Annotated in this window: 24 protein-coding genes; 9 read left to right on the top strand and 15 right to left on the bottom strand. The window is 64.5% G+C overall.

The window, feature by feature from the left end; all coding sequences use genetic code 11:
* Positions 1–16 precede the first annotated feature (16 nt).
* Positions 17–661: a GNAT family N-acetyltransferase gene (locus P3C50_RS04115; protein ID WP_275544980.1), complete on the bottom strand. Its 645-nt coding sequence runs from the start codon at positions 659–661 to the stop codon at positions 17–19.
* A 131-nt stretch (positions 662–792) separates the two neighbouring features.
* Here P3C50_RS04115 and xthA point away from each other — a divergent pair, with 131 nt between their 5' ends.
* From xthA to P3C50_RS04095, 4 genes are all read left to right on the top strand, one after another.
* Positions 793–1,605 (top strand): exodeoxyribonuclease III, encoded by an 813-nt coding sequence (gene xthA / locus P3C50_RS04110; RefSeq protein ID WP_275544979.1) that lies wholly within the window; start codon positions 793–795, stop codon positions 1,603–1,605.
* A gap of 101 nt (positions 1,606–1,706) precedes the next feature.
* Positions 1,707–3,089, top strand: a complete 1,383-nt coding sequence (locus P3C50_RS04105; protein ID WP_275544978.1) for a phosphate ABC transporter substrate-binding/OmpA family protein — start codon at positions 1,707–1,709, stop codon at positions 3,087–3,089.
* A gap of 162 nt (positions 3,090–3,251) precedes the next feature.
* A complete protein-coding gene (locus P3C50_RS04100; RefSeq protein WP_275544977.1) occupies positions 3,252–4,241 on the top strand; it encodes a TerC family protein in 990 nt (329 codons plus the stop codon).
* Positions 4,242–4,250: 9 nt separating this feature from the next.
* Complete coding sequence (locus tag P3C50_RS04095) at positions 4,251–4,430, top strand: hypothetical protein (protein ID WP_197856487.1); 180 nt, start codon at positions 4,251–4,253, stop codon at positions 4,428–4,430.
* Positions 4,431–4,491: 61 nt separating this feature from the next.
* Here the strand turns inward: P3C50_RS04095 and P3C50_RS04090 are convergent, their stop codons facing one another.
* Complete coding sequence (locus P3C50_RS04090; protein ID WP_275544976.1) at positions 4,492–5,721, bottom strand: acyl-CoA dehydrogenase; 1,230 nt, start codon at positions 5,719–5,721, stop codon at positions 4,492–4,494.
* A gap of 149 nt (positions 5,722–5,870) precedes the next feature.
* Here P3C50_RS04090 and P3C50_RS04085 point away from each other — a divergent pair, with 149 nt between their 5' ends.
* Complete coding sequence (locus tag P3C50_RS04085; RefSeq protein ID WP_275544975.1) at positions 5,871–6,803, top strand: LysR family transcriptional regulator; 933 nt, start codon at positions 5,871–5,873, stop codon at positions 6,801–6,803.
* 213 nt (positions 6,804–7,016) lie between these two features.
* Here P3C50_RS04085 and P3C50_RS04080 read toward each other — a convergent pair whose 3' ends face one another.
* Positions 7,017–7,451 (bottom strand): DoxX family protein, encoded by a 435-nt coding sequence (locus P3C50_RS04080; protein ID WP_275544974.1) that lies wholly within the window; start codon positions 7,449–7,451, stop codon positions 7,017–7,019.
* 105 nt (positions 7,452–7,556) lie between these two features.
* Positions 7,557–8,972 carry a transglycosylase SLT domain-containing protein gene (locus P3C50_RS04075; protein ID WP_275544973.1) on the bottom strand — a complete coding sequence of 472 codons (1,416 nt, stop codon included), beginning with the start codon at positions 8,970–8,972 and terminating at the stop codon, positions 7,557–7,559.
* A 256-nt stretch (positions 8,973–9,228) separates the two neighbouring features.
* Between P3C50_RS04075 and P3C50_RS04070 the strand changes: the two genes are divergently transcribed.
* From P3C50_RS04070 to P3C50_RS04060, 3 genes are all read left to right on the top strand, one after another.
* A complete protein-coding gene (locus P3C50_RS04070; RefSeq protein WP_275544972.1) occupies positions 9,229–10,056 on the top strand; it encodes a TatD family hydrolase in 828 nt (275 codons plus the stop codon).
* A gap of 84 nt (positions 10,057–10,140) precedes the next feature.
* A complete protein-coding gene (locus P3C50_RS04065; RefSeq protein WP_275544971.1) occupies positions 10,141–11,604 on the top strand; it encodes a methyl-accepting chemotaxis protein in 1,464 nt (487 codons plus the stop codon).
* A 95-nt stretch (positions 11,605–11,699) separates the two neighbouring features.
* Positions 11,700–12,056: an Mpo1-like protein gene (locus tag P3C50_RS04060; RefSeq protein WP_275544970.1), complete on the top strand. Its 357-nt coding sequence runs from the start codon at positions 11,700–11,702 to the stop codon at positions 12,054–12,056.
* A 46-nt stretch (positions 12,057–12,102) separates the two neighbouring features.
* On the opposite strand, the gene P3C50_RS04055 is transcribed toward P3C50_RS04060, so the two are convergent.
* The 10 genes from P3C50_RS04055 to selD all read right to left on the bottom strand — a co-directional run bounded on the left by P3C50_RS04055 (position 12,103) and on the right by selD (position 22,983).
* Entirely contained in the window at positions 12,103–12,900 is a 798-nt protein-coding gene (locus P3C50_RS04055) for an acyl-CoA thioesterase (protein WP_275545340.1), read from the bottom strand.
* A gap of 106 nt (positions 12,901–13,006) precedes the next feature.
* On the bottom strand, positions 13,007–13,771 hold the full coding sequence (locus P3C50_RS04050) for a CHAD domain-containing protein (protein WP_275544969.1): 765 nt from the start codon (positions 13,769–13,771) through the stop codon (positions 13,007–13,009).
* 71 nt (positions 13,772–13,842) lie between these two features.
* Entirely contained in the window at positions 13,843–15,828 is a 1,986-nt protein-coding gene (locus P3C50_RS04045; RefSeq protein ID WP_275544968.1) for a DUF3488 and transglutaminase-like domain-containing protein, read from the bottom strand.
* Positions 15,825–16,781, bottom strand: coding sequence for a DUF58 domain-containing protein (locus P3C50_RS04040; protein ID WP_197856477.1), 957 nt, complete (start codon positions 16,779–16,781; stop codon positions 15,825–15,827). Before P3C50_RS04040 ends, P3C50_RS04045 begins: the two co-directional genes overlap by 4 nt.
* Positions 16,781–17,698, bottom strand: a complete 918-nt coding sequence (locus P3C50_RS04035) for an AAA family ATPase (protein WP_275544967.1) — start codon at positions 17,696–17,698, stop codon at positions 16,781–16,783. The genes P3C50_RS04040 and P3C50_RS04035 overlap by 1 nt, the downstream gene beginning before the upstream one ends.
* Positions 17,699–17,793: 95 nt before the next feature.
* On the bottom strand, positions 17,794–19,761 hold the full coding sequence (locus P3C50_RS04030; RefSeq protein WP_275544966.1) for a methyl-accepting chemotaxis protein: 1,968 nt from the start codon (positions 19,759–19,761) through the stop codon (positions 17,794–17,796).
* A gap of 126 nt (positions 19,762–19,887) precedes the next feature.
* A complete protein-coding gene (locus P3C50_RS04025) occupies positions 19,888–20,493 on the bottom strand; it encodes a flavin reductase family protein (protein WP_275544965.1) in 606 nt (201 codons plus the stop codon).
* The gene (locus P3C50_RS04020; RefSeq protein WP_161868011.1) at positions 20,493–20,771 is read right to left on the bottom strand and encodes a hypothetical protein; all 279 of its coding nucleotides are present in this window, start codon (positions 20,769–20,771) and stop codon (positions 20,493–20,495) included. The genes P3C50_RS04025 and P3C50_RS04020 overlap by 1 nt, the downstream gene beginning before the upstream one ends.
* Before the next feature lie 77 nt (positions 20,772–20,848).
* Complete coding sequence (gene mnmH / locus P3C50_RS04015) at positions 20,849–21,949, bottom strand: tRNA 2-selenouridine(34) synthase MnmH (RefSeq protein WP_197856473.1); 1,101 nt, start codon at positions 21,947–21,949, stop codon at positions 20,849–20,851.
* Complete coding sequence (selD, locus tag P3C50_RS04010) at positions 21,949–22,983, bottom strand: selenide, water dikinase SelD (protein WP_275544964.1); 1,035 nt, start codon at positions 22,981–22,983, stop codon at positions 21,949–21,951. The genes mnmH and selD overlap by 1 nt, the downstream gene beginning before the upstream one ends.
* Before the next feature lie 107 nt (positions 22,984–23,090).
* Between selD and P3C50_RS04005 the strand changes: the two genes are divergently transcribed.
* Complete coding sequence (locus P3C50_RS04005) at positions 23,091–24,104, top strand: patatin-like phospholipase family protein (protein WP_275544963.1); 1,014 nt, start codon at positions 23,091–23,093, stop codon at positions 24,102–24,104.
* Here P3C50_RS04005 and P3C50_RS04000 read toward each other — a convergent pair whose 3' ends face one another.
* Positions 24,105–25,190 carry an AI-2E family transporter gene (locus tag P3C50_RS04000; protein ID WP_275544962.1) on the bottom strand — a complete coding sequence of 362 codons (1,086 nt, stop codon included), beginning with the start codon at positions 25,188–25,190 and terminating at the stop codon, positions 24,105–24,107.
* Positions 25,191–25,233: the final 43 nt, after the last annotated feature.

Genomic DNA, 25,233 nt, shown 5'->3' with positions numbered 1-25,233 from the left:
GCCAGACAGCCGGAGTTCAGGCGCTGGCCCGGACCACGGGTTGCGGGTTGGGGTGGAAGAATACGTGCTCGACCACCGGGCCAATGGCCAGCTCACCGACTTCCTCGTAGCCCTGACGCCGGTAGAATTCCAGGTAGCGGGCATCGCCAGTGTCCAGCACCACACCTTGCGAGCCGCTGTCCTGCGCGCACCAGTCGTGCAGCGCCTCGAGCAGTTGCTCGCCGCGATGCTGCCCCTGGAACTCCGGGTGAATGCCCAGCAACGGCAGCACGTGATAAGGGCCTGGCGGCAGACAGGCGAGCACCGCATCGTGGTACTCCAGATAGCGTTTGGTGCAACCGAAGCCGGTGCTCAACAGCATGCGCAGGCGCCAGCCCCAGCTCTCGGTGATATCCAGGCGCCGTTGCGGCGGCGCGATCAGTGCTGCGCCGATCAGACGGTCGTCGATCAGCAGACCGATGGCCGGCAGATCCTCGGCGAAATGCTGCTGCACCAGCTCGCGAATCGTCGCGCGCACGCGCTGGTCGAAGCCGGGGCGTTCGGCCTCGAACAGGTAGGCGAAGGTCGGCTCGTGGCGATAGGCGTGGTAGAGCAGCGAGCGAACCTCGCGGGCGTAACCACCATCGAGCATGCGCACTTCAGCTGGGGCGTTATGGGGCATGGTGGACCTCAACTCTAGTTATTGTATGGAGCGTCACAGCCAACTTAGCACCGCCGCCCGGCACCTGCCAGGCGCTGGCCGCCAGCGCCGAGGATCGGCTAGCATCGCCTTTTGCCCAGGACCCGCTGCCCATGAAAATCGTCTCCTTCAATATCAATGGCCTGCGTGCGCGCCCTCATCAATTGCAGGCCCTGATCGAGAAACACCAGCCGGACGTGATCGGCCTGCAGGAAACCAAGGTGGCCGACGACCAGTTTCCGGAAGCGGAGATCCGCCAGCTCGGCTATCACGTGCACTACCACGGTCAGAAGGGCCACTACGGCGTCGCCCTGCTCTCGCGCCAAGAGCCGCTGAGCCTGCACAAGGGCTTCCCCGGTGATGGCGAAGACTCCCAGCGACGCTTCATCTACGGCACCTTCGCCGACACCAGCGGCAACCCCGTCACCGTGATGAACGGCTACTTCCCTCAGGGGGAGAGCCGCGACCATCCCGTGAAATTCCCGGCCAAGCAGCGCTTCTATGCCGATCTGCAGCAATTGCTGGTGGAGCGCTTCGACCCTCAGCAGGCGCTGGTGGTGATGGGCGATATCAACATCAGCCCCGAGGATTGCGACATCGGCATCGGTGAACCCAATCGCCTGCGCTGGCTGAAAACCGGCAAGTGCAGCTTCCTGCCGGAAGAGCGCGAATGGCTGGCGACCCTGAAGAACTGGGGGCTGGTGGACAGTTTCCGCCACCTCAACCCCGAGGTGAACGACCGCTTCAGTTGGTTCGACTACCGCAGCCGAGGCTTCGAGGACGAGCCCAAGCGCGGCCTGCGCATCGACGTAATTCTCGCCAGCCAACCCCTGCAGGCGCGCTTCAAGGACGCCGGCATCGACTATGACCTGCGCAGCATGGACAAGCCGTCCGATCATGCGCCGATCTGGCTTGAGCTGAGCTGAAACACGGGCGCGTGCAGATGACGCGCCTCGTCACAAGACTGCAACCTGACTGACTTAATCTGCGCGGCACCTTGTCCCACCCACTAGAAGGTGCCTGCCGCATGCCGCGCGCCCTGTCCGCCGACCGCGACCTCTGGGGTCGTACTCTGTCTCTGCTACTGATCGGTTTCATCTGCTACGCCCTGCCCCTATCCGTTTTCGCTGCCGCTCTGCCCGCTTCTGAGGGCAACCGGGCGGTGCTGCGCATTCAGGGCTCCAATACCATTGGTGCCAAACTCGCCCCGGAGCTGGTCAAGGGGCTGTTCGAGGCGCAAGGCCTGCAAGGCATTCGCAGCGAAGCCGGCACCCGGGAAAACGAACAGCGCGTGCTCGCACGCCGGAGCGACGGCCGCCAGGTAATCGTCGAAGTGGCCGCCCATGGCTCGGGTACCGGCTTCACCTCACTCAAGGATGGCAGCACCGACCTGGCCGCCTCGTCGCGACCGATCAAGGACGGTGAAGCCGTCAGCCTGGCAGCGCTGGGCGACCTGCGCAGCCCGCAGAGCGAACAGGTCATCGCCATCGACGGCCTGGCGATCATCGTCCACCCGTCCAACCCTGTCGGCACGCTGAGCGTCGAGCAGATCGCGCAACTGTTCTCTGGCGAGATCGACAACTGGGCGGCGCTCGGCGGTAAACCTGGCAAGGTCCACGCCTACGCGCGCGACGACAATTCCGGTACCTACGACACGTTCAAGGAGCTGGTGCTGGCGCCGGGCGGACGCAGCCTGGCGGCCAGCGCGCAACGCTTCGAGTCCAGCAATCAGCTGTCCGACTCGGTCAGCGGCGATCCCAACGGCATTGGCTTCATCGGCCTGCCCTACATTCGCCAGGCCAAAGCGGTTTCCATCGCCGCCGGCGATTCCCAGCCGATGCCGCCGAGCACCACGCTGATCGCCACCGAGGACTACCCGCTGGCGCGCCGCCTGTTTCTCTACAACGATCCGCAGTTGAGCAATCCCTGGGCGCGCGCGCTGATCGACTTCGCCCACAGCCCGCGCGGACAGGCCATCGTCGACGCCAACGGGTTCATCGCCCAGACCGTCCAGGCAGTGAAGGTCACCGCGGACGCGCAGATGCCGGCCGGTTACAGGCAACTGGCGCAGCAGGCGCAGCGGCTTTCGGTGAACTTCCGTTTCCAGGAAGGCAGCGCGACGCTGGACAACAAGGCCCACCGCGACCTGCAGCGCGTGCTTGATTACCTCAAGCAGCACGACAAGCTGCAGCACAAGGTGGTGCTGGTCGGTTTCGGCGACCCGAAGAGCGACCCCGAGCGTGCCGAACTGCTGTCGAAACTGCGGGCCATGGCGGTGCGCCGCGAGCTGGCCAAGCAGGGCGTGCTGTTTCGCGAGATCACCGGCCTGGGCAGTGAGCTGCCGGTGGCGGCCAACGATCAGGACAACGGCCGCATCCGCAATCGCCGCGTCGAAGTCTGGGTTTACTGACGCCAGGAAATATTCCTCTCCGGGGGGCTTGGCAGCCTGTCGACGCGGCGTTAGCCTTTGCACCGCGTGACGCCGGGCCCCTCTGGCGGTGAGTGTTCTCACCGTGATGTCGGAGTCACTGAGTGGATTTCTTTCAACTCAGGCAGACATAAGGGAGGGCTCATGGACGCTCTACTTGCCTTTTTGACATCCCCCATCTTTGGTACACCCGGCTGGTTCTGGCTGGCCTTCCTGGTACTGATCATCACCCTTCTGGTACTCGACCTCGGCGTGCTGCATCGCGATCAGCATGAAATCGAGATGCGCGAAAGCCTGTTGCTGTATTCCGGATACTTCAGCGTCGGTGTCGCCTTCGGCGGCTGGATCTGGTGGCAGCTCGGCGGCACCAAGGCGATGGAGTACTACACCGGCTTCCTGGTGGAACAATCGCTGTCGATGGACAACGTCTTCGTCATGGCGATGATCCTCGGCTACTTCAACATCCCGCGTAAGTACCAGCATCGAGTGCTGTTCTGGGGCATCCTCGGGGTCATCGTGCTGCGCGCAATCATGATCGGTCTGGGTACGGCCCTGGTGCAGCAGTTCGACTGGATCCTCTACATCTTCGGTGCCTTCCTGCTGTTCAGCGGCATCAAGATGCTGCGCAGTGGCAGTGATGAAGAGTCGCATCCGGACCTGGCACAGAACCCGGTGATCCGCTTCGTGCGCAAGCACATTCGCGTCACCGACGACCTGCATGAAGGCAAGTTCCTGGTGCGCCTGAAGGATCAGGTCAGCGGCAAGCCGCTGCTCTACGCCACCCCGCTGCTGCTGGCACTGGTGCTAATCGAACTGGCCGACCTGGTGTTTGCCGTGGACAGCGTACCGGCCGTGCTGGCCATCTCGCAGGATCCGTTCATCGTCTACACCTCGAACATCTTCGCCATTCTCGGCCTGCGCGCGCTGTACTTCGCCCTGGCCGCGCTGATGCACCGCTTCATCTACCTGAAGTACGCACTGGCCCTGGTACTGATGTACATCGGCGGCAAGATCTTCCTGCACGACCTGATCAAGGTTCCCGCCCTGCTCTCACTTGGCGTAACCTTGGGCCTGCTGGCCGGCGGTGTGCTGCTGTCGCTGCTGAAAACCCGGGACAAGGCCAGCGCCACCTGAGGAGAGGCGATGCGCGAAGTCTGCATAGAACTCATCGAGCGCCAGGGCCAATGGCTCTGGCAGGTACGATTCGGGCGTCGCGCACTGACCTTCCAGGAAGAACTGGCGGCACGCACCTTCGCCGCGCAATTGCATATGCGCCTCGGCTGGCTGGGCCAGGCGCAGCGCTCGGACGATAGACTGCCCTGACCTTGCAGATATAAAAGAAAGAGGCCCGCATCAGCGGGCCTCGTTTCTTTCAGTCACTGGATCAGCGGCTGGCCTTCATCACATCACGCGGCACGTATTTGCCGATCTCGTACTTGCCGATGGCGGCGCGGTGCACCTCGTCCGGGCCGTCGGCCAGGCGCAGGGTACGCTGCATGGCGAACCAGTAGGCCAGCGGGAAGTCGTTGGAAACCCCGGCGCCGCCGTGCATCTGGATCGCCCGGTCGATCACCTTCAACGCCACGTTGGGCGCCACTACCTTGATCTGGGCGATTTCGCTGGCGGCGATCTTGTTGCCGACGGTATCCATCATGTAGGCCGCGTTCAGCGTCAGCAGGCGAGCCTGGTTGATCTCCATACGCGAATCGGCGATGTGGTCGATATTGCCGCCCAGGCGCGCCAGCGGCTTGCCGAAGGCGGTACGGCTCACGGCGCGCTTGCACATCAGTTCCAGGGCACGCTCGGCCATGCCGATCGAACGCATGCAGTGGTGGATACGTCCCGGGCCGAGGCGCCCCTGGGCAATCTCGAAACCGCGCCCCTCGCCGAGCAGCACGTTCTCGTAAGGCACGCGCACGTTCTCGAACAGCACTTCGGCGTGGCCATGCGGGGCATCGTCGTAGCCGAATACCGGCAGCGGGCGCAGCACGGTGACACCTGGCGCGTCCATCGGCACCAGGATCATCGAGTGCTGCTGATGGCGCGGCGCGTCCGGGTTGGTCAGGCCCATGAAGATCATCACCTTGCAGCGCGGGTCGCAGGCGCCGGAAGTCCACCACTTGCGACCGTTGATGACCCACTCATCGCCCTCGCGGCGAGCGTTGGCCTGCATGTTGGTGGCATCACTGGAGGCCACGCCTGGTTCGGTCATGGCGAAGGCGGAACGAATCTCGCCGGACAGCAGCGGCTCCAGCCATTGCTGCTTCTGCGCCTCGTTGCCGTAGCGCACCAGCACTTCCATGTTGCCGGTGTCCGGTGCGGCGCAGTTGAAAGGTTCCGGCCCGATCAGCGAGCGGCCCATGATTTCCGCCAGCGGGGCGTATTCGGTATTGGTCAGGCCCGCACCGTAGTCCGATTCGGGCAGGAACAGGTTCCACAAACCTTCGGCTTTGGCCTTGGTCTTCAGCTCTTCCATGATCGCGGTCGGCTGCCAGCGGTCGCCCTCGGCCACCTGCTGCTCGAACACCGCTTCAGCCGGATAGACGTGCGCTTCCATGAATGCGCTGACGCGTTCACGCAGCTCTTGAACCTTCGGGGAATAGGCGAAATCCATGGGGTTACCTGTTTTGTGACAAGGGTGAGAGGTTGTGGAAATGATGCTAGAACAGCGCTTAAGATTTATCGAACCTATTTTCAGCGTGTATGAACATTCATAACCGATATATGATCGATTGATATCGACGCCCCTGGAGCACTACCGGCATGAACCTGACCAAGGTGGATCTGAACCTCTTCATCGTCTTCGACGCCATCTACACCGAGGCCAACCTGACCCGTGCCGGACAGATCGTCGGCATTACCCAGCCGGCGGTGTCCAATGCCCTCGCCCGCCTGCGCGAAACCTTCAACGACCCGCTGTTCGTGCGTACCGCTCAGGGCATGGTGCCGACGCCCATGGCGCAGAACATCATCGGCCCGGTGCGCAACGCCCTGCAGCTATTGCGCGTTTCCGTGCAGGAAAGCCGTACGTTCAACCCGCAGCAGGCCGGCAAGACCTACCGCATCAGCATGACCGACCTTTCCGAGCAGATCCTCCTGCCGCCGCTGTTCCAGCGCCTGCGCCGCTTGGCCCCAAGCGTGTGCATCGAGAGTTTCCTGGCCAAGCGCCGCGAAACCACCAAGGAGCTGGCCGCCGGCCGCCTCGATTTTGCCGTCGACGCGCCGCTCAACACCGACCCGCAGGTTCGTCACGTCAAGCTGCTGGATGATCACTACGTCTGCGCCATGCGCCCCGGCCACCCGCTGGCCAAGGAAAAGATCAGCCTCGACGAGTACCTGTCGTTCTCTCATATCCACATTTCCAGCCGCCGCAGCGGTCTCGGTTACGTCGACCTGGCGTTGGGCAAGATGGGTATCCAGCGCAAGATTGCCCTTCGCTCGCAGCATTACCTGATGGCCAGCAGCGTGATGCAGCAGACCGACATGGTGATGACCGTGCCGGCGCGCTTCGCCCGCCGTCACAATCTGCACCACGTGGCGCTGCCGGTCGGTGACGTGCCGGCCCTGGAAACCCACCTGTACTGGCACGAGAGCACCGACCAGGACCCAGCCAACCGCTGGATGCGCGAACAGATGATCGAGCTGGCGCAGCAGGTTACCGCGCAGGAGAAGAAGGCCGAGCAGGCGCCGGCCTGATCATCTACGCGCAAAACGTTTCGCGGACAAGTCCGCTCTCACAAGAGCAAGGCAGCCACTGTACCTGTGGGAGCGGACTTGTCCGCGAATGGTTGTCCCCGACAAAAAAACGCCGCGAACCTTCATAGGTTCGCGGCGTTTTCGAGTGTGCAAAGGGGTTCAGGCCACTTCACCTTTACGATGGCGTCACGCCCCCACCCGTGTCTGGCCTGATCAGCGGGCGAGCTTGCTATCGATCGACAGCTTGCCGGCACCTTCGATCAGCAGCGCTACGCTGATGGCCAGCAGCGCCAGGGCGAACTCGTAGCCGTTGTTGCTCATGAAGAAGCCGTTGGCCAGGTGCACGGTGAAGATCGCCACCAGCATGGTCACCGCCAGCACCGCCGCCGCCGGACGTACCAGCAGGCCGATGATCAGCGCCACACCGCCAAAGAATTCGGCACTACCTGCCATCAGCGCCATCAGGTAGCCCGGCGCCAGGCCAATGCTTTCCATCCATTGTGCGACACCTTCCAGACCATAACCGCCAAACCAGCCGAACAGCTTTTGCGCACCGTGGGCGGCGAACGTGATGCCGGCGATAATGCGCAGTATGGTGATACCGAAACCGGCCTGGCTGGCGGTGATGCTTTTGATCAGGTTGTTCATTGCAAGGCTTCCTTTGGTGTGTGGGTTAGATGGCGCACAGAATATCCAATTTATTCGATAATAAAATAGCAAAATACCGCTTATATAAATCGAATTTATAGATGTTTAATTGGCCGTCAGACGCCGCCCCTGCGGTTCCAGCAAATAGCGCTCACGGTCATAAGCAAGGTAGTACTTATTCACCGCGTTCACATAGCTCACCACACCCATTCCCATCTGCTCCATGGCCACACGCTCGACCTGAAAGAACCATTGATTGGGATTGAGTCCCCGCCTGCGCGCCTCGGCGCGCAGACTCTGCACCCGTTGCGGGCCCAGGTTGTAACCAGCCAGCACGAAAGCCATGCGTTCGCGTTCGTTGAGCTGCGGGCTGTTGAAGAAGTTGCGCCGAATCATCGCCAGGTACTTGCTGCTGGCCTGAACGTTGCCGTTGAGGTTCTGGATGTTGCTCACCCCGACACTGCGCGCCGCTGCCGGGGTGATCTGCATCAGCCCGGTCGCACCGCTCGCGCCGCGCGCCGATGGGTTCAGGGTCGACTCCTTGAATGCCAGCGCAGCCAGCATCAGCCAGTCGAAGCCCTGCTGCTCGGCATGCTGCTGCAACACCGGGCGCACCTTCTCCAGACGCTGCCGCTCGGCGCGCCCCAGCGGCGAGTGCACCTTGTACAGACGGCGATAGACGCGCTGGAATGCCGCATCCTGATCCGCAGGAGACTGATAGCTGCTGAAAAAACGATCGATGCTGGCGCGCAGCATCGGCGCATCCGGGCGCACGAACCATTTCATGTCGCCGTCGCGTGCCAGAACCAGATGCCTGTCGACGCGCAACCTGGGCATGACCTTGGCCCAGCGCTCGGCGATCGGCAGTTCCACCGCGGTACGCTCGAAGATGCCGGCCTGGACCATCTCCAGCACATCCTCGACCGCCAGGGTAGGATCGACCCACTCGACCACGATCGGTGGCAGCTTGCGGTCGGCGAGTTGCCGGTTGATGCGCCGCAACGCCTCCCCCACAGCGCTGCCAGCCGGCAACGACAGGCTGCGCCCGGCCAACTGCTCGAGGCTGCGGTAATGTCGGTTGCCCTGCTTGGACACCAGCACCAGCGGCACTTCGCGGCGAATCGCCGTGCTGGCACTGACATCGTGCCCGGTCCGCACATCGAGCAACTCGCCGGGCGCGACCAGATCACCCTCGCCGCGCTGCAATGCAGCGAGCAACTGATCCTTGGCCTTGGGGATGATCTTCAACGTGAGGCTACGGCCATCGCGGGCATTGCGATTGAGGTATTGCTCGAAAGCGCGCAGGCGGTGGTATTCGATGCCGATGCTCTGGCCCTTGACCGAGCCGGAACTGTTGCGGCTCTGGTTGACCAGCACGCGCAATTCGCCACTGCTGCGGATAGCCGGCAGGTCGCGAGCGCTGCGGGTCTGGCTACCGACCTCCGGAGGGCCGGCCAGGCGCGCGCTGACGGGCAACGGCAGCACGGCCAACAGGCACAGGATCAGCAGCAATCGCGACATCGACTCTCCAGGGAAGGCGGTGACCGCCGAAGCCTCTTGATGGCCTGCTGCTCGCCGATGCGCGACAGACGGCTTCAGACCCTAAACCGCCGGACAACAAGGCGGGCGCGGAGATTGGCACAGCCGAGCGTTGCCGCGCCACCCCGCAACCTTGCATCAACCTTAAAAACAGCCAACAACCTATTGTTTTAAATCGACTTCCTGACGAACGGACGGCTTCTGCTATTCTGCCCCTTCGCGTCCTACAGGTGGCACCATGCAGCTCATCGATATTGCCGTCAATCTCACCCACCCCAGCCTCGCGGTGCAGGCCGAAGCGCTGGTCGAGCGTGCCTACGCCGCTGGCGTGTGCCAGATGGTGCTGACCGGCACCAGTCTGAACGAAAGCGAGGCCAGCCTCGCACTTTGCCGACAGCTGGACGCCAGCGGCGAACGTCTGTTCTGCACCGCCGGGGTCCATCCACACGACGCTAGCTCATGGAACGACACCAGCAGCGCTGCCCTCAAGTCGCTACTGGCACAACCACAAGTACGCGCCGTCGGTGAATGCGGGCTGGATTTCGATCGAGATTTCTCCCCGCGCCCCGCCCAGGAAAAGGCGCTGGAAGAACAGCTGGCGCTGGCCGTCGAGTTGCAGATGCCGGTGTTTCTTCACGAGCGCGAAGCCAGCCAACGCATGCTGGAGATTTTGCGCAACTATCGCGACCAGTTGCCTGCAGCCGTGGTGCATTGTTTCACGGGCGAGCGTCGGGCCCTGTATGCCTATCTCGACCTCGACCTGCATATTGGCATCACCGGCTGGGTTTGCGACGAACGCCGCGGCACGCACCTGCACCCGCTGCTCAAGGACATCCCTGGCGAGCGCCTGATGCTGGAAACCGATGCGCCCTTCCTGCTACCGCGCAGCTTGCGGCCAAAGCCCAAGAGCGGGCGTAACGAGCCGGCCTACCTCGGCGAGGTATTGCGCGAGGTGGCCCTGCATCGCGCTGAAAGTGAACAGGCGCTGGCGGCGCAGACCACGGCCTGCGCCCGGGCGTTCTTCAACATGCCAGCCATACTCGAGAGTCCGGCACCGGAGTCTTGATTGACGTCAAGACTCCGGTTGTTTTCCACGGCATACTGCTGGCATATAGCCAACAGTGAATGCAGCGACACGGATAACCACAGCATGGGCGCCTGGATCAGCAATCTTTCTCTGAAGTACAAATTCTGGGCGGTCAACGCCGTTGCCTTCGTCATCAGCCTAATGCTGGTGTTGTTCGCCCTGCATACCGAGCAACAGGCCCGCAGTGCCGATGCCAGGCTGGCTGCGCTGGAGCAGGCGCGCCTGCTGCAACAGTGGCCGCAACAATCGCCCTTGCCCAGCGCGGCCAATATCCAGGTGCTGCAAGGCAGCCTGCCGGGCGCCCAAGGTGCCCCCGATGCCAGCGGCTGGCAGCCACTGGAGCATGACGCCCGCTTCGGCGACTCGCCGGTAATCGGCGCGCAGCGCGTCACCCTCAGCGATGGGCGCAACCTGGCGGTCACCGCTCGCGCACCCAGCCTGCTCGATCTGTTCGCCGAGCACGCCCTCACCTACGCCCTGGCGGTCGCCGTGCTGATGCTGTTGCTGCTGGCAGCCTCGCAGCTATTGATCCGCTTCCTGCTCAGCCACCTCAACACGCTAAAGGACGTCATGCTGCAGGCCGAGCGCAGCGGAGACCTGTCGCTGCGCGTGCCGCTGGAGAGCCGCGATGAGGTCGGCCAGATGGCCGCCGCGTTCAATGCCATGCAGGCCGGCTACCAGCGTGTGGTCGGCACGGTTGGCCAGGTCGCCAGCGAGTTGAACAGCGGTACGCGCAACATGGCCGAACGCATGGGCGCCGTGCGCCAGGGCATGCTCAGCCAGCAGAGCGAAACCGACCAGGCCGCCACCGCGATCAACGAAATGTCGGCGACGGTTCAGCACATCGCCGATCACGCCGGCACCACCCGCGATCAGTCGCTGAACGCCGACCAACTGGCCCGCGCCGGCCAGCAGGTGGTCGAACGCGTCGAGCAGTCCATCGCAGCCCTGTCGCGCGGGGTGCAGCAGAGCGCCGGCAGCATTGAGCGCCTGGCCGAAGATAGCCAGCACATCAGCCGCGTGGTCGGCGTCATCCACGGCATCGCCGAGCAAACCAACCTGCTCGCCCTCAATGCCGCCATCGAGGCCGCTCGCGCCGGTGAAATGGGCCGTGGATTCGCCGTGGTCGCCGACGAGGTGCGCAACCTGGCCAAGCGCGTGCAAGACTCGACCGACGAGATCACCCAGATGATCGGCAACCTGCAGGGCGGCACCCGCGACGCCGTGGAGTTCATGCGCGAAAGCTCGGAGAACGCCAACCACTGCGTGCAACTGGCGCAGGAGGCTGGCGAGTCGCTGGCTGCGATCACCGCCGCCGTAGCGCTGATGCGCGACAGCAATACGCAGATCGCCGTGGCCGCCACCCAGCAGAGCCAGGTCGCCGAGGAGATGAGCCGCTCGGTGGTCGGCATCCGCGACGTTACCGAGCAGACGGTCGGCCAGACCCTGGAATCGGCGGCCACCAGCCAGCAACTCGCACAGCTGGCAGGCGAATTGAACAAGGCCATCGGTCAGTTGCGTCTGTGACAGCCCCCGATGAACTATCTGCCCGATAGCCAGGAGCAATTCGTCGTGCGGCAATGACAGCCCTAGACTCGGACCATCGAGTCGAGGACTGCATCATGAGCAAACGTCATCCCAATCTGCTGGCCTGGCAGTGGCGCCACTACGCCGACCAGCACAGGCACCCCACCAACCTGCTGCTGCACCTGATCGCCGTGCCGCTGTTTCTGCTATCGCTCCTGCTGCTATTGATCGGCCTGTGGCACCTAGGCTTCGTCCCGCTCGCGCTTGGCGCCATCGGCCTGTATGCCGCACTGGCCCTGCAGGCCCAGGGTCATCGCCTGGAACGGAATCAGCCGGAACCCTTCATCGGCAGGCGAGATGCCTGCAAGCGTCTGTTACTGGAACAGTGCATCACCTTTCCCCGCTTCGTGTTCAGCGGTGACTGGTGGCGTGCCTGGCGCAAAGGCAGGTAGCCAGCGGAGCCACAAACTTGCTGGCGCCCATCGGCTGCCTGGCGACTCAGCCGAATACCGTTACGGTCTGCCGGCTCAGGGCGATCAACTCGCCTGCCGGGCTCCACATCGCCGCGGCCACATGACCGTAGCCATCGCGGGCGTATTCGATGTCCGCGCGATACAAGCACCAATCTTCAGTGCTGAGGCTACGCAGTGGCTGGACGAACTCGATGGTCCAGGTCAGCGAACTGCCCGGCGCCGGACTTTTCAAATGCGCCAGCACCGCTGGCGGCCAGGCATCGACCAGCGCCAACAGATGCGCTTCGCTGAGCGCCTGCGGTTCGCCCTCGCCGCGCAAGCGCACCCAGCCGCCCATCTGCCGCGAAGGATTGTTGGTGAACGGCATGCCGCCGATGCCCCAGCGCATGGCCAGAAAGCGAGTGAACTCGGGCGTGACGTTGCGGACGTAGGGCAGTTCCTGGCACTGCTCGACCGGTGGAACCTGCGGTGCGGCAAGAGCCTCCACGGCGATCACCGACTGGCGAGACGCGCCGAAACTGCCCTGCACCACCGTCACCACCTGGCCATCCTGGACCGCGCGCAGGAGCATCTGGCTGACTGCCTTGCCTTCGCGCAGCACCTCGGCCTGGAAGCTCACCGGTACATCCGGCGCCACCGGCCCGACGAAGGTGATGGCCAGCGAGCGCACCGGCCGCCCCTGCGACACCTGGGCGCGCATCGCCTCGAAAGCAAGCGCGGCTACCAGACCACCGAAGCTGGCACGCCCCTGCCCCCATTCGGCCGGAATCGTCACGGCATTGGCATCGCGACGCACCGCGTCGAGCATCTCGGAAAAGACCATACGCACCTCAAGATTCATCGATGGCGACGATCTTAGGGTATGGGCACAGCGCAACGATAGCCTGGAAAAGTGCCTAAACGGTCATATTGCCGGCGAGAATGTCGTCTTATCCCGGGAAGTCGACATACAGCGCCAGCAACACCTCGTCAGCTCGGCGTTCAGCCGCTTGCTCGGCGCGCCGCCAGGCATCCAGACAAGGCTGCAGCGAAGGCGACGCTTCGGCCTGCGCCAGCCATTGCACATGATCGTGCCAGTCTCCCAAGGCGCTTTGCGCACGCTTGAGTCGCTGCCGTGCTGCCTTGTCCAAACGACTTTGCGCCGGGTAGGTTTCAGCGCCGTAACGCACTCGCTTGATCAGCAGGCGCAGGCGATGGCGGTCATGGGCAGGATCGCGCAATGCTCGGGCCAGTTGCCTTTGCTGACGGCGCAAACGACGCCGGATGCGTTTTTTTACGTCGTGCAATTGTCCCTGTCTGGCGGCGTCGTGCCAGTTGCTCGGCCAGCTGTCGAGCAGCAGCATCAGATCCGCAAGCTCACCGCTGCGAGCGATCGCGGCATAGCCGGCAGCACGCTGCGCCTCATCGGCCGGAGCCAAATGCGCCATCCCGCGGCGTTCCAGCTCGGCCACCAGCACCTCGCGATCACGCAGCGGCCCGCTGAGGCGTCCCAACACCGCTGCGCCCTGCTCCAAGGCATCCACCGCCGGCAGGCCGCGCAGCGGACGCAACAGGCTGCGCAGTTGGCGCAGGGCGATGCGCAGATCGTGTAGCGCCTCCGGGTCGGTGCAGTCAGCCAGCCGCGCCTGACAGGCATACAGGCGCATATGCAGAGCCAGAACGCGGCCCAGGCAATGCTCGATGAAATCGCTCATGCTCGTTCCTCCGATGACGATGGCCGCAGCTAACAGCCTGGCCATGCCCTGACGCAAGTGACCAATGGTCGCTAACGCGACAGGCGCCAGGGCAATGCCCGGCGCAAATCGCTCAATGCCCGTTGCAGGGCCGCCCGCGAAACCGGCTCGCCGGCGTAACGCTGCTGCTCGAAGCAACGCGCGAAAGCCTCGATGTGCGCCGCTTGCTCAGGCAGCTGCTGCGCAGCACGCAACGCGAAGGAGCGCGCACCTTCGCCCGCAGTTCGCTGCACGCCATGACGCGCCAGCAGGCGCTCGAACTTGCGGAACACCTGCCGCTGCGGGTCGGCACGCTGCTGCCAGGGCTTGAGTAACCACAAGGCCAGCAGCCCGAGTAATAATCCGCCCGTACCCACCAGTGCCAGGGCGAGCCGTTGCCAGTCAAGGCTGCCGAACCAGTTCTGCAGCAGCTTCAATTGCTGCTCGCCCTGATAGCCCAGCACCCAACGCTGCCAGCCGTAATTGAGATTCTCCCAACTCATGCGCAGCTGGTTGAGCCAGGCCAGCTCGCGATAGCGCAAAGGCGAGAACGGTTGATCGTCGAGAAAGCCATCCTCTTCGGCCAGGGCCTCTTCCAGGCCCTGCTCGATACGCTCTGGGGCGACCTGGAAAGTGGGGTCGACGCTGCGCCAGCCCTGCCCGGGCAGCCAGTACTCGACCCAGGCATGGGCGTCGAACTGGCGCACCTGGAGGTAGTTGCCGTTGGGGTTGAACTCACCGCCCTGGTAACCGGTGACCACTCGCGCTGGAATGCCCGCCGCTCGCAGCACGAAGGTCATGGCGCCGGCATAGTGCGCGCAGAAGCCACGCCGGGTGTCGAACAGGAACTCGTCGATGCTGTCACGCCCCAGCGGCTGCGGACGCAATGTATAGACGTAGGGCTCGCGGTTGAAATGCTGCAGCACGGCCGCCACCAGCGCATCGCCCTGCGGGTACTGGGCCTTCAGCTCGGCGGCCCAGGCACGGCTGCGCGGATCACCCTGCTCGGGCAACTGCAGCGCCTGGCGCACGCCAGGCGGCTCGGCCTGCGCCTCACGCACGGCCTGCGGCCAGGAACGCACCTGGTACAACAGAGGCCGATCCACCGGGCGCAAGCGCTGCCAACGGAAGTCGCTCATCATGCGCCCGCTTTGCTGCGCCATCTCGCCAACGTCCAGAGCGAACAGCCAGCGCTTGCCACTGGGCTGCATGATGACGCTGTAATCGAGCGGCTCTCCGGCCTTGCTCCACTGCGGCGCGACCGGCACTTCCGCGTAATTGGACTGCGACCAGCGCCGACCATCGAAGCGCTCCAGCGTCAAAGCGCGCCAGTACAGCTGCACCCGCGGCGGCACTTCGCCCTCGAAACTGGCACGAAAGGCCAGCGCCGAGGAACGGCTGAGTTCGGCAATATCGGCCGGCTCCATGCTGTCCGAAAGCCCGGTGACGCCCTTGTCGTTGGGCAGCGGCAGCGACCAAAGCGGCCCCATGCGCGGAAAAAACACGAACAGCAGCACCATCAGCGGTATCGCCTGCAGCATCAGGCTGCAGGCCAGGCGCAGGGTCGGCCAGGGGCGCTCGGCAAAACCGCTGTGCTGCAGGCCGACCAGTGCAGCCAGCAGTGCCGTGACCGGCAACAGGCTGTAGAGCGCGGCCAGAATGCCGTCCTCGAACAGGTAAGCGGTCACCACGCAGAAGAAGCCGAGGAAGATCACCACCAGCGCGTCACGCCGCGTACGCATCTCCAGCAATTTGAGGGTGAAAGTGGCGATCAGCAGCACCGCTGCCGCATCCAGCCCCACCAAGGTGCCACGCGACAGCAGGATACCGGCCAATACCAGCAGCACCAGGCCGCCCTTGGCCCAGCCTCTGGGGTAGCGCGCACGCATGCGGAAGATCTGCACGCGCCAACCGGCAGCGCCGAGCCACAGCGCGACCATCCACATAGGCAGGTGCACCAGGTGCGGCACGATCACCAGCACCTGTGCTACCAGCAACCAAATCAGGGCGACCCGCGGGATACCTGGCAAGCTGCTCATGGCCGCGCTCCGAACAGCGCCAGGGCACGCAGACAGGCGTCGCGATGGCCGTCGCCGTAATCCGGGGCGATCACCTGCCCCGGCAGTTGCAGGCCGAATGCCTGCTGCCGCTCGGAAAACTGCAGCACCCAGTGACAGAGCAGCGACAGGCGCATTTCGCTGTCGCCAGCCAGGCTGTCATAGTCCAGCCACAGGTCACGCCCGCTGAGCATGGCGAAATCCTTGACCAGCAGGCCCTGGCCACGCGAATAGGCCTTCCAGTCCAGGCGCCGCTTCGAGTCACCCGGCTGATATTCGCGCAGGCCCTGGAAATCGTCGGCGCCCTGGCCACGGGCACGCATGCCCTCTTCCTGCTCCTCATCACCCAGGCCCGCTGACAGCGGCAGGTCGCCTTCCAGCGGCCGCGGGTAGACCAGCACCGCCTGGTCCAGATCGACCCAGCTCCAGGCCACCAGCAGCCCCAGGGGGAAGCGACTTTCCACCCGCAGACGCTCGGGGCGCAGCCAGCCACGCCGCGTAGCGGCAAGATTCAGATCCACTTCGGTCTGTCCTTCACGCGGCACATCGCGCACCACCAGCTCCGCAGGCGGCCAACCCAGGGCGATGGCCTGGTGCTGGCGCGCGCGACTTTCCAGGCGCACGCGAAAACGCGCCTGCTCGCCGACGAACACCGCCCCGCCACCGCCTGCCTTGAGCACCAGCCCGGCCAGGTTGCGATAGGTGTGCAGGATGGTGACGACGAACACCGACATCAGCAGGAAGGTCAGGCCATAGGCCAGGCTGTTCTGGTAATTGATACCCACCAGCAGCATCAACAGCAGCACCACGGCGAACGCGCCGCCCATCCGGCTGGGCAGAATGAAGATGCGCCGCTGATTCAGGCGCACGCTGGCTGCCGGAGGAATGCGCCTGGCCAGCCAGCGCCGCCAGAGCGGTTTCAGCGCTGCGCGCATCAGAGTGCCGGCACTTCGCGCAACAGCCATTGCACCAGAGCGCCACCGCCATGGCCGGTGGGATCGGCGCGCTCGCGCAGACGATGGCCGACTACCGACGGCAACACCGCCTGCACATCCTCGGGAATCACGTAATCACGTTCGGCCAGCAGTGCCCAGGCCCTTGCCGCGGCCAGCAGCGCCAGGCTGGCGCGCGGCGACAGGCCCCAAGCGAACTGCGGCTGGCTGCGCGTCGCCTCGACCAGACGCAGCACGTAGTCGACCAACGCATCGCTGGCCCGCACCTTGGGCACCTCCGCCTGCAAACGTGCCAGCTCGGCATGGTCGAGAATCGGCTCGATGCGCGGCAGCAGGTCGCGCCGGGCGTCGCCCAGCAGCAAGGCCCGCTCTGCGGCCTGGGCCGGATAGCCCAGCGACAGGCGCATGAGAAAGCGGTCGAGCTGGGATTCAGGCAGGGCGAAGGTGCCGCCGCTGCTCACCGGGTTCTGCGTGGCAATGACGAAGAACGGCTCGGGCAGCGGCCGGGTCGCGCCCTCGATGGTCACCTGCCCTTCCTCCATGGCCTCGAGCAACGCGCTCTGACTTTTCGGGGTAGCGCGGTTGATCTCGTCGGCCAACACCAGCTCGGCGAAGATCGGCCCGGGATGAAAGACGAACTGGCCACTGTCCTTGTCGAACACCGAGGTGCCGAGGATATCGCCAGGCAAGAGGTCGGAGGTGAACTGGATACGCTGGAAGCTCAGTCCCAGCACGCGCGCCAGGGCATGACTCAAGGTGGTCTTGCCCATGCCAGGCAAGTCTTCGATCAGCAGGTGACCGCGCGCCAGCAGGCAGGCCAGCGCCAGACGCACCTGCGCCTCTTTTCCCAGCAGCACCTGATTGACCGAGTCGAGACAGGCGTCGAGTTTGCTTCGCATCGTTCGCTCCTTATGCAGAACGTCGATGCTACTGGCGTGCCGGCATGCGGCATAGCGCCATGAAATTTTTACTCACGAAACTGTGAGGCCAACCGCTATGCCAGTCGAAATTGCCCGGCCATGGCGTGCAGTTCCCGGCCCAGCTCGGCCAGTTGGATGCTCGACGAGGCGGTTTCGTCCATTGCCATGGCCGACTGATCGGCAATGTCGCGGATCGAGGTGACGCTGCGGTTGATCTCCTCGGCCACCGCAGTCTGCTGCTCGGCCGCCGCGGCGATCTGCTGGTTCATCTCCGAGATCAGGCCCACCGCCTCGGCAATGGCCACCAACGCGCCTTCGGTCTGGTTGGCGTCACCAACCGTCAGGTTCACCAGGCTGGCGCTCTGCTCCATGTCGGTCACGGCACGGCGGCTGCCTTCGCGCAGCGCCGCGATCAGCGATTCGATTTCCGCCGTGGACTGCTGGGTGCGCTTGGCCAGCGCACGCACCTCATCGGCGACCACCGCGAACCCGCGCCCCTGTTCACCGGCACGCGCCGCCTCGATGGCGGCATTGAGCGCCAGCAGGTTGGTCTGCTCGGCGACGCTCTTGATCACATCGAGCACCGCATCGATACGCTGGGTGTCCTGGCTCAGGCGCTGGATGCTCTGCGTGGTGGCGTCCATCGCCCCGGCCAGCTGCACGATGCGCTGCAAGGTCTGACGCACCACCTGGCTGCCCGCGCCGACCCGCTGGTCGGCCTGTTCGGTGGAGGCCGCGGCCGCTTCGGCGTTGCGCGCCACCTCATGCACCGTGGCGGTCATCTCGCTCATTGCGGTGGCGACCTGATCGGTTTCCAGCTTCTGGCCGTTGACGCCCTGGCGCGTCTGCTCGGCCGTTGCCGAAAGCGTCTGGGCAGAACTGGATATCTGCGCCACACCGCCCTGCAGGCGGCCGACCATCTCACGCAGGTTGCCGGCCATGCGCTGCACGGCTGCGAGCAACTGGCCGATCTCGTCGCGGCGATCCTGCTCGATGCGTACCCCGAGGTCGCCAGCGGCGATGGCTTCGGCCAGGCCGATGACCCGCTTGAGCGGACGCACGATGGCCAGGCTGATCATGAGCGCCGCACCGAGGCCGAACAGCAGGGCCAGGGCCGCTGCGGCGATGATCAGGCCGCTGCTGGCCTGACGCTCGGCCTGCATGCTCAGGCGCTGGGTTTCCAGGGCCAGTTCGACCTGCTGCAGCAACTGCTCGACCTGAGCGACCAGCTGTCCGTAAACCTGCTTTTGCTGCTGCAGCTGGCTGGCGTACTCCTGCAGGCGCTCGTTGAAGGAATCGACGTTGACCACCACCTCGCCGAGCACCGCGGCATAACCGGGGTCCTCCAGTGCATCGCGCAGCTCGGCAGCCAGTGCCTGTGCCTCGCCGGCCTGGGCGATTTCGCTCTGCTCGTCGGCATCGCTGCGCCGGCTGGCCTCCAGGCGCTGGCGCGCCTGGTCCAGCGCCTGCAGCAGCAGCTGGTGAATCTTGCCGACCTTGCCGGCCTGCAGCACCGAATCGCCGCCCTGCTCGCCCTGGGAGCTCTTGAGCAGGTCGACGCCATCCTCGGAGAGTCCTTCCTGCAGTAGATCCAGGCTGTTGGCGGCGCTGACCACCAGCCAGTCGGCGGCCTGTAGCGACAGCTGCATGTTGTCGGTGAGTTCGACGTAGCGGGCGAAGGCGCTGCGGTAATCCGCCAACGCCGGCTCGACCTGCACCATGATCGTGGCCGTGTCGCTATCCAGCTCGGCCTGCAGGGCCTGGCCGGCCTGCAAAATCGCCTCGGCCTGCTGCGCCAGGCGCTCGGCATGCTGTTTGTCGCCGCTCAGGGCAAACGCCTGTTCGCTCTGGCGCATGCGCAGCACCTGCTCGCCAAGGGCGCTCATGCGCTGCTGCAATTCGGCGCCGGCACTGACCTCACGCAGCGCCAGCAATCCGGTGGCAGCCACCAGAGCGGTGAGCATCAATACCAGAGCGAAACCCAGCATCAACTTGCTGGCCGTACTCAGACTGGCCAAGCGCTTGCCCAATGAGCCACCCATGACATCCCCCTGCCTACCGCAGCCAGCCGCGAATTCTGGAACATAGGAGTGCAAGGCTGCTGGCGACAAGCCATCAACCAGCGAGATGGCCGGGAAAGCTAACTGGACGTCGTTTTCAGAACGGGATCAGGGGCGTTGCATCTGGAACAGGTCCCGTGTGCGGCAATAAGCGCTGCCACCCAGGCGCCCGATCAGGTCGAGCTTCAGAGGATCGAGACGCCCCTGCTCGTTGAGCACCTCGTCATCGATATGCGCCAGCAACACTTCGGCGAAGATCAGATGGCAGTTGGGCTGCTGCGCCGGATAGGGTTGGATCTGCGCCACACGGCATTCGAAAGTTACCGGCGCACCAGCGACACGCGGCACGTCGATGCGCTCGCACGGCTGGCTGGCGATGGCGCAGTGGCTGAACTCGCTGACCTCATGCGGCAGGATCTTGGCGCTGGCATTCATCGCCTCGGCCTGAGCGAAGCTGACCAGCTGAATCGCCAGCTCGCCGCTGGCCTGGGCATTGCGCAGAGTGTCCTTGAGGCTGCCATCGTCACGGGTGTTGACGTTGACCAGCACGGTCGGCGGGCTGTCACTGATCACCTGGAAGAAGCTGAACGGCGCCAGGTTGGCGATGCCTTCGGGCGAACGGGTCGAGACCCAGGCGATGGGGCGCGGGGTGACACTGGAAGCCAGCCAGCGATAGGCCTCGAGCGGACTCAGCTCGGTGAAATCAAGCTGCATCAACGCCCCGCTCGCGATTCGCGGATGTAGAAGCGTGCGCGCTCGGCCTTGCTGACGCAGCCTTCGTAGGCTTCGAACTGCTGCTGGGTCTTGGCGGCGGTCAGCAGCGAGAAGGCCTTGGAATAACTGACGGTACCGGCGAAGCCTTCGGCCTCGGCGATGCTCAGCTCTTTCCAGGCGGCATCCAGCTGATTGGCACAGGTCTCGCGGTAAACGGTCTTGCCGGCGCAGCCGGTAAGCGCCACCGCAAGCAGCGGCAAACAGATCCAGTGTTTCATCGACCACACTCCTCGGATGGATAGGGACTTCGGGTTGGCCCAGTCTATGACGCTACGGCAGGGCGAAAGTGCCCGACTCACCCGCCGTTTCGCTTGCGCAGGTATTCCACCACAGCCTGCTGCTCGCCGGCGAACTCGATGCGTCCGGATTTGCTCTCGCGCTGGAACACGTACATGGGATCGTAGTACTCCACCAGCAAGGCTTCTATCCAGCCACGATGGGTATCCACCTGCCCGTTGACCTGCTGCTCCTGTAGCGCCTGGTCCATGATCGCGGCCAGCCGTTGGTAACGCTCGCCGCCCAGGCGGCGGGTGATGTTGCCCAGGCTCTCGCGCAGACGCGCGGCGAATGCCACGAAGCCCTCTTCCTCGCCCAGAGCCGCGACGAACTCGGCGCACAGCTCGATCACGTAGGCCTGCAGAATGCGCTCCACACGATTGGCCACGCTGTCTTCCAGCCACACCAGCGGGTGGTGCTGCATCGCCTGGTGCAACGGCAGCGGCAACGAGCAGCGACCGATCAGACGCGCCTCGTCTTCCAGGACGAATTGCTGCTGGCCCGCGGCGCGGCGCTTGAGAAAATCGATGGCCAGCGCGTTCTCGAAGTCGATCTGGGCCGGCTGGCCACTGGCGCGCTTGCCGAAACTGGAGCCGCGATGATTGGCGTGAGCTTCCAGATCCACGGCATTGTCGAGCTGACCTAGGACCTCGGTCTTGCCGGTGCCGGTCATCCCGCCAACCAGCACGAAGTCGCATGCCTGCACCGCGTCGTCGCTGGTCTGCAGCAGGAAATTGCGCATGGCCTTGTAGCCACCGACCACCCGCGGGTAGTCGATACCCGCCTCGCTTTTCAGCCACTGCTGGACGATCTGCGAACGCAGGCCGCCACGGAAGCAGTACAGATAACCGTCGGGATTGGCCTTGGCGAAGGTCGCCCAGGCTTCGATGCGCTCGGCCTTGCTGCGGCCGCTGACCAGTTGATGCCCCAGCTCGATGGCTGCCTGCTGGCCCTGCTGCTTGTAGCAGGTACCGACCTTCTGCCGCTCGATATCGGTCATCAGCGGCAGGTTGATCACGCCGGGAAAGGCGCCCTTGTGGAATTCGACCGGCGCCCGGGTATCCATCATCGCCCGGTCATTGAGGAACAGTTCGCGGTAGTCGGTGCAATTGTCGCGCATCACAGCACCTCGACCGCGTAGCGCTGTCGCTCGACCATCTCGCCAATGGGCGCCAACGCCAGCCCCAGTTCGGCGGCCACGGCGAGAAACTCGGCCTCGCCTTCCGGCGCCACGGCAACCAGCAGGCCGCCACTGGTCTGCGGATCGCACAGCAGCAGCTTGGCCAGCTCCGGCAACGGCGCGATCCTGTCGCCGTAACTGTCGAAATTGCGCAAGGTGCCGCCGGGCACGCAGCCCTGCTCGAGGTAATGCTCGACGCTGTCCAGACGCGGCACGCGAGCAAAATCGACGCGCGCGCTGAGGCCACTGCCATCGGCCATTTCCACCAGGTGGCCAAGCAGGCCGAAGCCGGTCACGTCGGTCATCGCCTGCACGCCGGCGAGTTTGCCAAAGCGGCTGCCGGGCTTGTTCAGGGTGCACATCCAGTCACGCGCCAGGCCGACGTCCGCATCGCGCAACCTGGCCTTCTTCTCCGCCGTGGTGAGGATGCCGATGCCCAGTGGTTTGCTCAGGTAGAGCCTGCAGCCAGCCGTGGCGGTGTCGTTGCGCTTCATGTTGGCCTTGCTCACCAGGCCGGTCACGGCCAGGCCGAAGATCGGCTCCGGCGCATCGATCGAATGCCCGCCCGCCAGCGGAATACCGGCTTCGTCGCACACCGCACGACCGCCGCGGATCACCTCACGCGCAACTTCGGGGGCCAGCACATTGACCGGCCAGCCAAGGATGGCGATGGCCATCAGCGGGTCGCCGCCCATGGCGTAGATGTCGCTGATGGCATTGGTGGCGGCGATACGACCGAAGTCATAGGGATCATCGACGATCGGCATGAAGAAGTCGGTGGTGGAAACCACGCCGCGCTCTTCATCGATCGCGTAGACCGCCGCGTCATCGCGCGAGGCATTGCCGACCCAGAGATTGGGATCGAGATTCTGCGCGCCGCTGCCGGCGAGGATCACCTCGAGCACCTTCGGTGAAATCTTGCAGCCGCAACCGGCGCCGTGACTGTACTGGGTCAAACGAATGGGTTCGCTCATGGTTTCACTCTCGCCGCGTTTACTGGCGGCGGATTCTAGCAAAGACTGCCTTGGCTCCGCTCCGCTGGCCGAGTAAGGTCGAAGCTTGCTAGGGGGGAGACAAACAAATGAGCAAGAAAGTAGCGCTGGTGCTGGGATCAGGCGGCGCGCGCGGTTATGCGCACATTGGCGTGATCGAGGAGTTGCAGGCGCGCGGTTATGAAATCGGCTGCATCGCCGGCTGCTCGATGGGCGCGGTGGTCGGCGGTATCTTCGCCGCCGGCAAGCTGCGCGAATACCGCGAATGGACGGAGAGCCTGGATTATCTCGATGTGCTGCGCCTGATCGACGTCAGCTTCCGCCTCGGCGCCATCCGTGGCGGGCGGGTATTCGGGCGGATTCAGGAGATCGTCGGCGAGGTGGATATCGAGAACCTGAACATCCCCTTCACCGCGGTCGCCACCGACCTGACCAACCAGCAGGAAATCTGGTTCCAGGAAGGCTGCCTGCATCAGGCGATGCGCGCCTCGGCGGCGATACCCAGCCTGTTTACGCCAGTCGTCCAGGGCAAACGCATGCTGGTCGATGGCGGCCTGCTCAATCCATTGCCGATCGTGCCGGTGGTGTCCAGCCACTGCGACCTGATCATCGCGGTCAACCTCAACGCCACCAACCAGAACCACTACCAGTTGCCGGTCATCGAGCGCCCGGCCGCCATCAAAGGCCGCATCGACCAGTTGATGACCTCGCTCGGCTCACGCCTGCCGAGCTTCCGCCGCAAGAGCGAGGACGAAACCCTGCTGCTTGCCGAGGAGCAACGCGTTGCCGATGACGTCAGCCCGGCCGCAGCCCCGAGCCGCAGGGAAAATGAGGACGAACCCGCGCCTAAATCCGCCAGCGGTTCGCGGGTCGCCGAATTCAGCGGGCCGGCGTCGCTGCTGGAGCTGGTCAACCAGAGCTTCGAGGTGATGCAGACCTCGTTGGCGCAATACAAGATCGCCGGCTATCCGCCGGATGTGCTGATCAATGTGCCCAAGCGCGCCTGCCGTTTCTTCGAGTTCTACAAGGCGCCGGAGCTGATCATGCTGGGTCGGCAGATCGCGAGCGACACCCTCGACAAGTACGAGAGCGAACGCGGCTGATCAGCCGCGTGGTTCCTCGCCCGGCAGCGGCTTGTTCACCAGCGCTTCGGCCGGCGGCGTCTTGTCCGCCACCCAGTCGCTGAGCAGGCTGTAAGCTACTGCCAGCAAGGTCGGGCCGAGGAACAGGCCCATGAAACCGAAGGCCAGAATGCCGCCGAACACGCCCAACAGCACTACTACCAGCGGCAGGTTGCCGCCACGGCTGATCAGGTAGGGTTTGAGGATGTTGTCCACGCCACTGATGATGAAGAAGCCCCAGATGCCCAGGAAGATCGCCATGCCGATCTCCCCCTGCCACACCAGCCAGGCCACGGCCGGGCCCCAGATCAACGGCGGAATCATGATGAAGCTGAAGGCGAAGGTCAGCAGACCGAGCACCAGGGCGCCCGGCACGCCGGCGATGACGAAGCCGATATAGGCCAACACAGCCTGCGCTGCGGCGGTGCCGATCACGCCGTTGACCACGCGCTGCACGGTGCCGGCGACCAGCTCCAGATAATGGTCGGCACGCTCGCCGATCAGCCGCTCCAGCAGGCTGTGCACGAACACCGCCAGGCGCGGCCCGTCTCGGTAGAAGAAGAACACCAGCACCAGGCTCAGGGCCAGCTCGACCATGCCTGCGCCGATCTTCGCGCTACGCGCCACCAGCCAGTTGCCGACCTGGCCCAGATAGGGCCGCAAGGTGTCGAAGAAGGCGGCGCCCTGCTGGTCGATGGTGCGCCACAGTTCGACCAGGCGATCGCCCACCAGCGGAATGCTGCCCAGCCAGCTCGGCGGCGGCGGCAGGCCTTCGACCTGCAGATCCCTGACCAGGGCGTTGGCGTCCTTGATGTGATCGGCCAGGTTGAAGCCCAGCCACACCAGCGGCACCGCCACCATGATCACCCAGACGCCAGTCAGGATGCCCGCCGCCAGCGACAGGCGCCCGTTGAGCAATTGCGTCAGCAGGCGCATCAGCGGCCAACTGGCGAAGGCCAGCACCGCGGCCCAGAACAGCGCCGACCAGAATGGCGCCAGCACCCAGAGACTGGCTGCCAGCAGGCCAAGCAGGAGAATCTGCACCAGCAGACGATCATTAGTGGCCATCAGGCAAAACTCCCTTCGACGAAACGACAGAGCGCCCTTGCGG

The organism is Pseudomonas sp. Marseille-Q0931 (genome assembly GCF_940789645.1).
Lineage (GTDB): Bacteria > Pseudomonadota > Gammaproteobacteria > Pseudomonadales > Pseudomonadaceae > Aquipseudomonas.
Note: the sequence above shows the minus strand (reverse complement) of the source record. Positions and strands in the feature narration are given on the sequence as shown.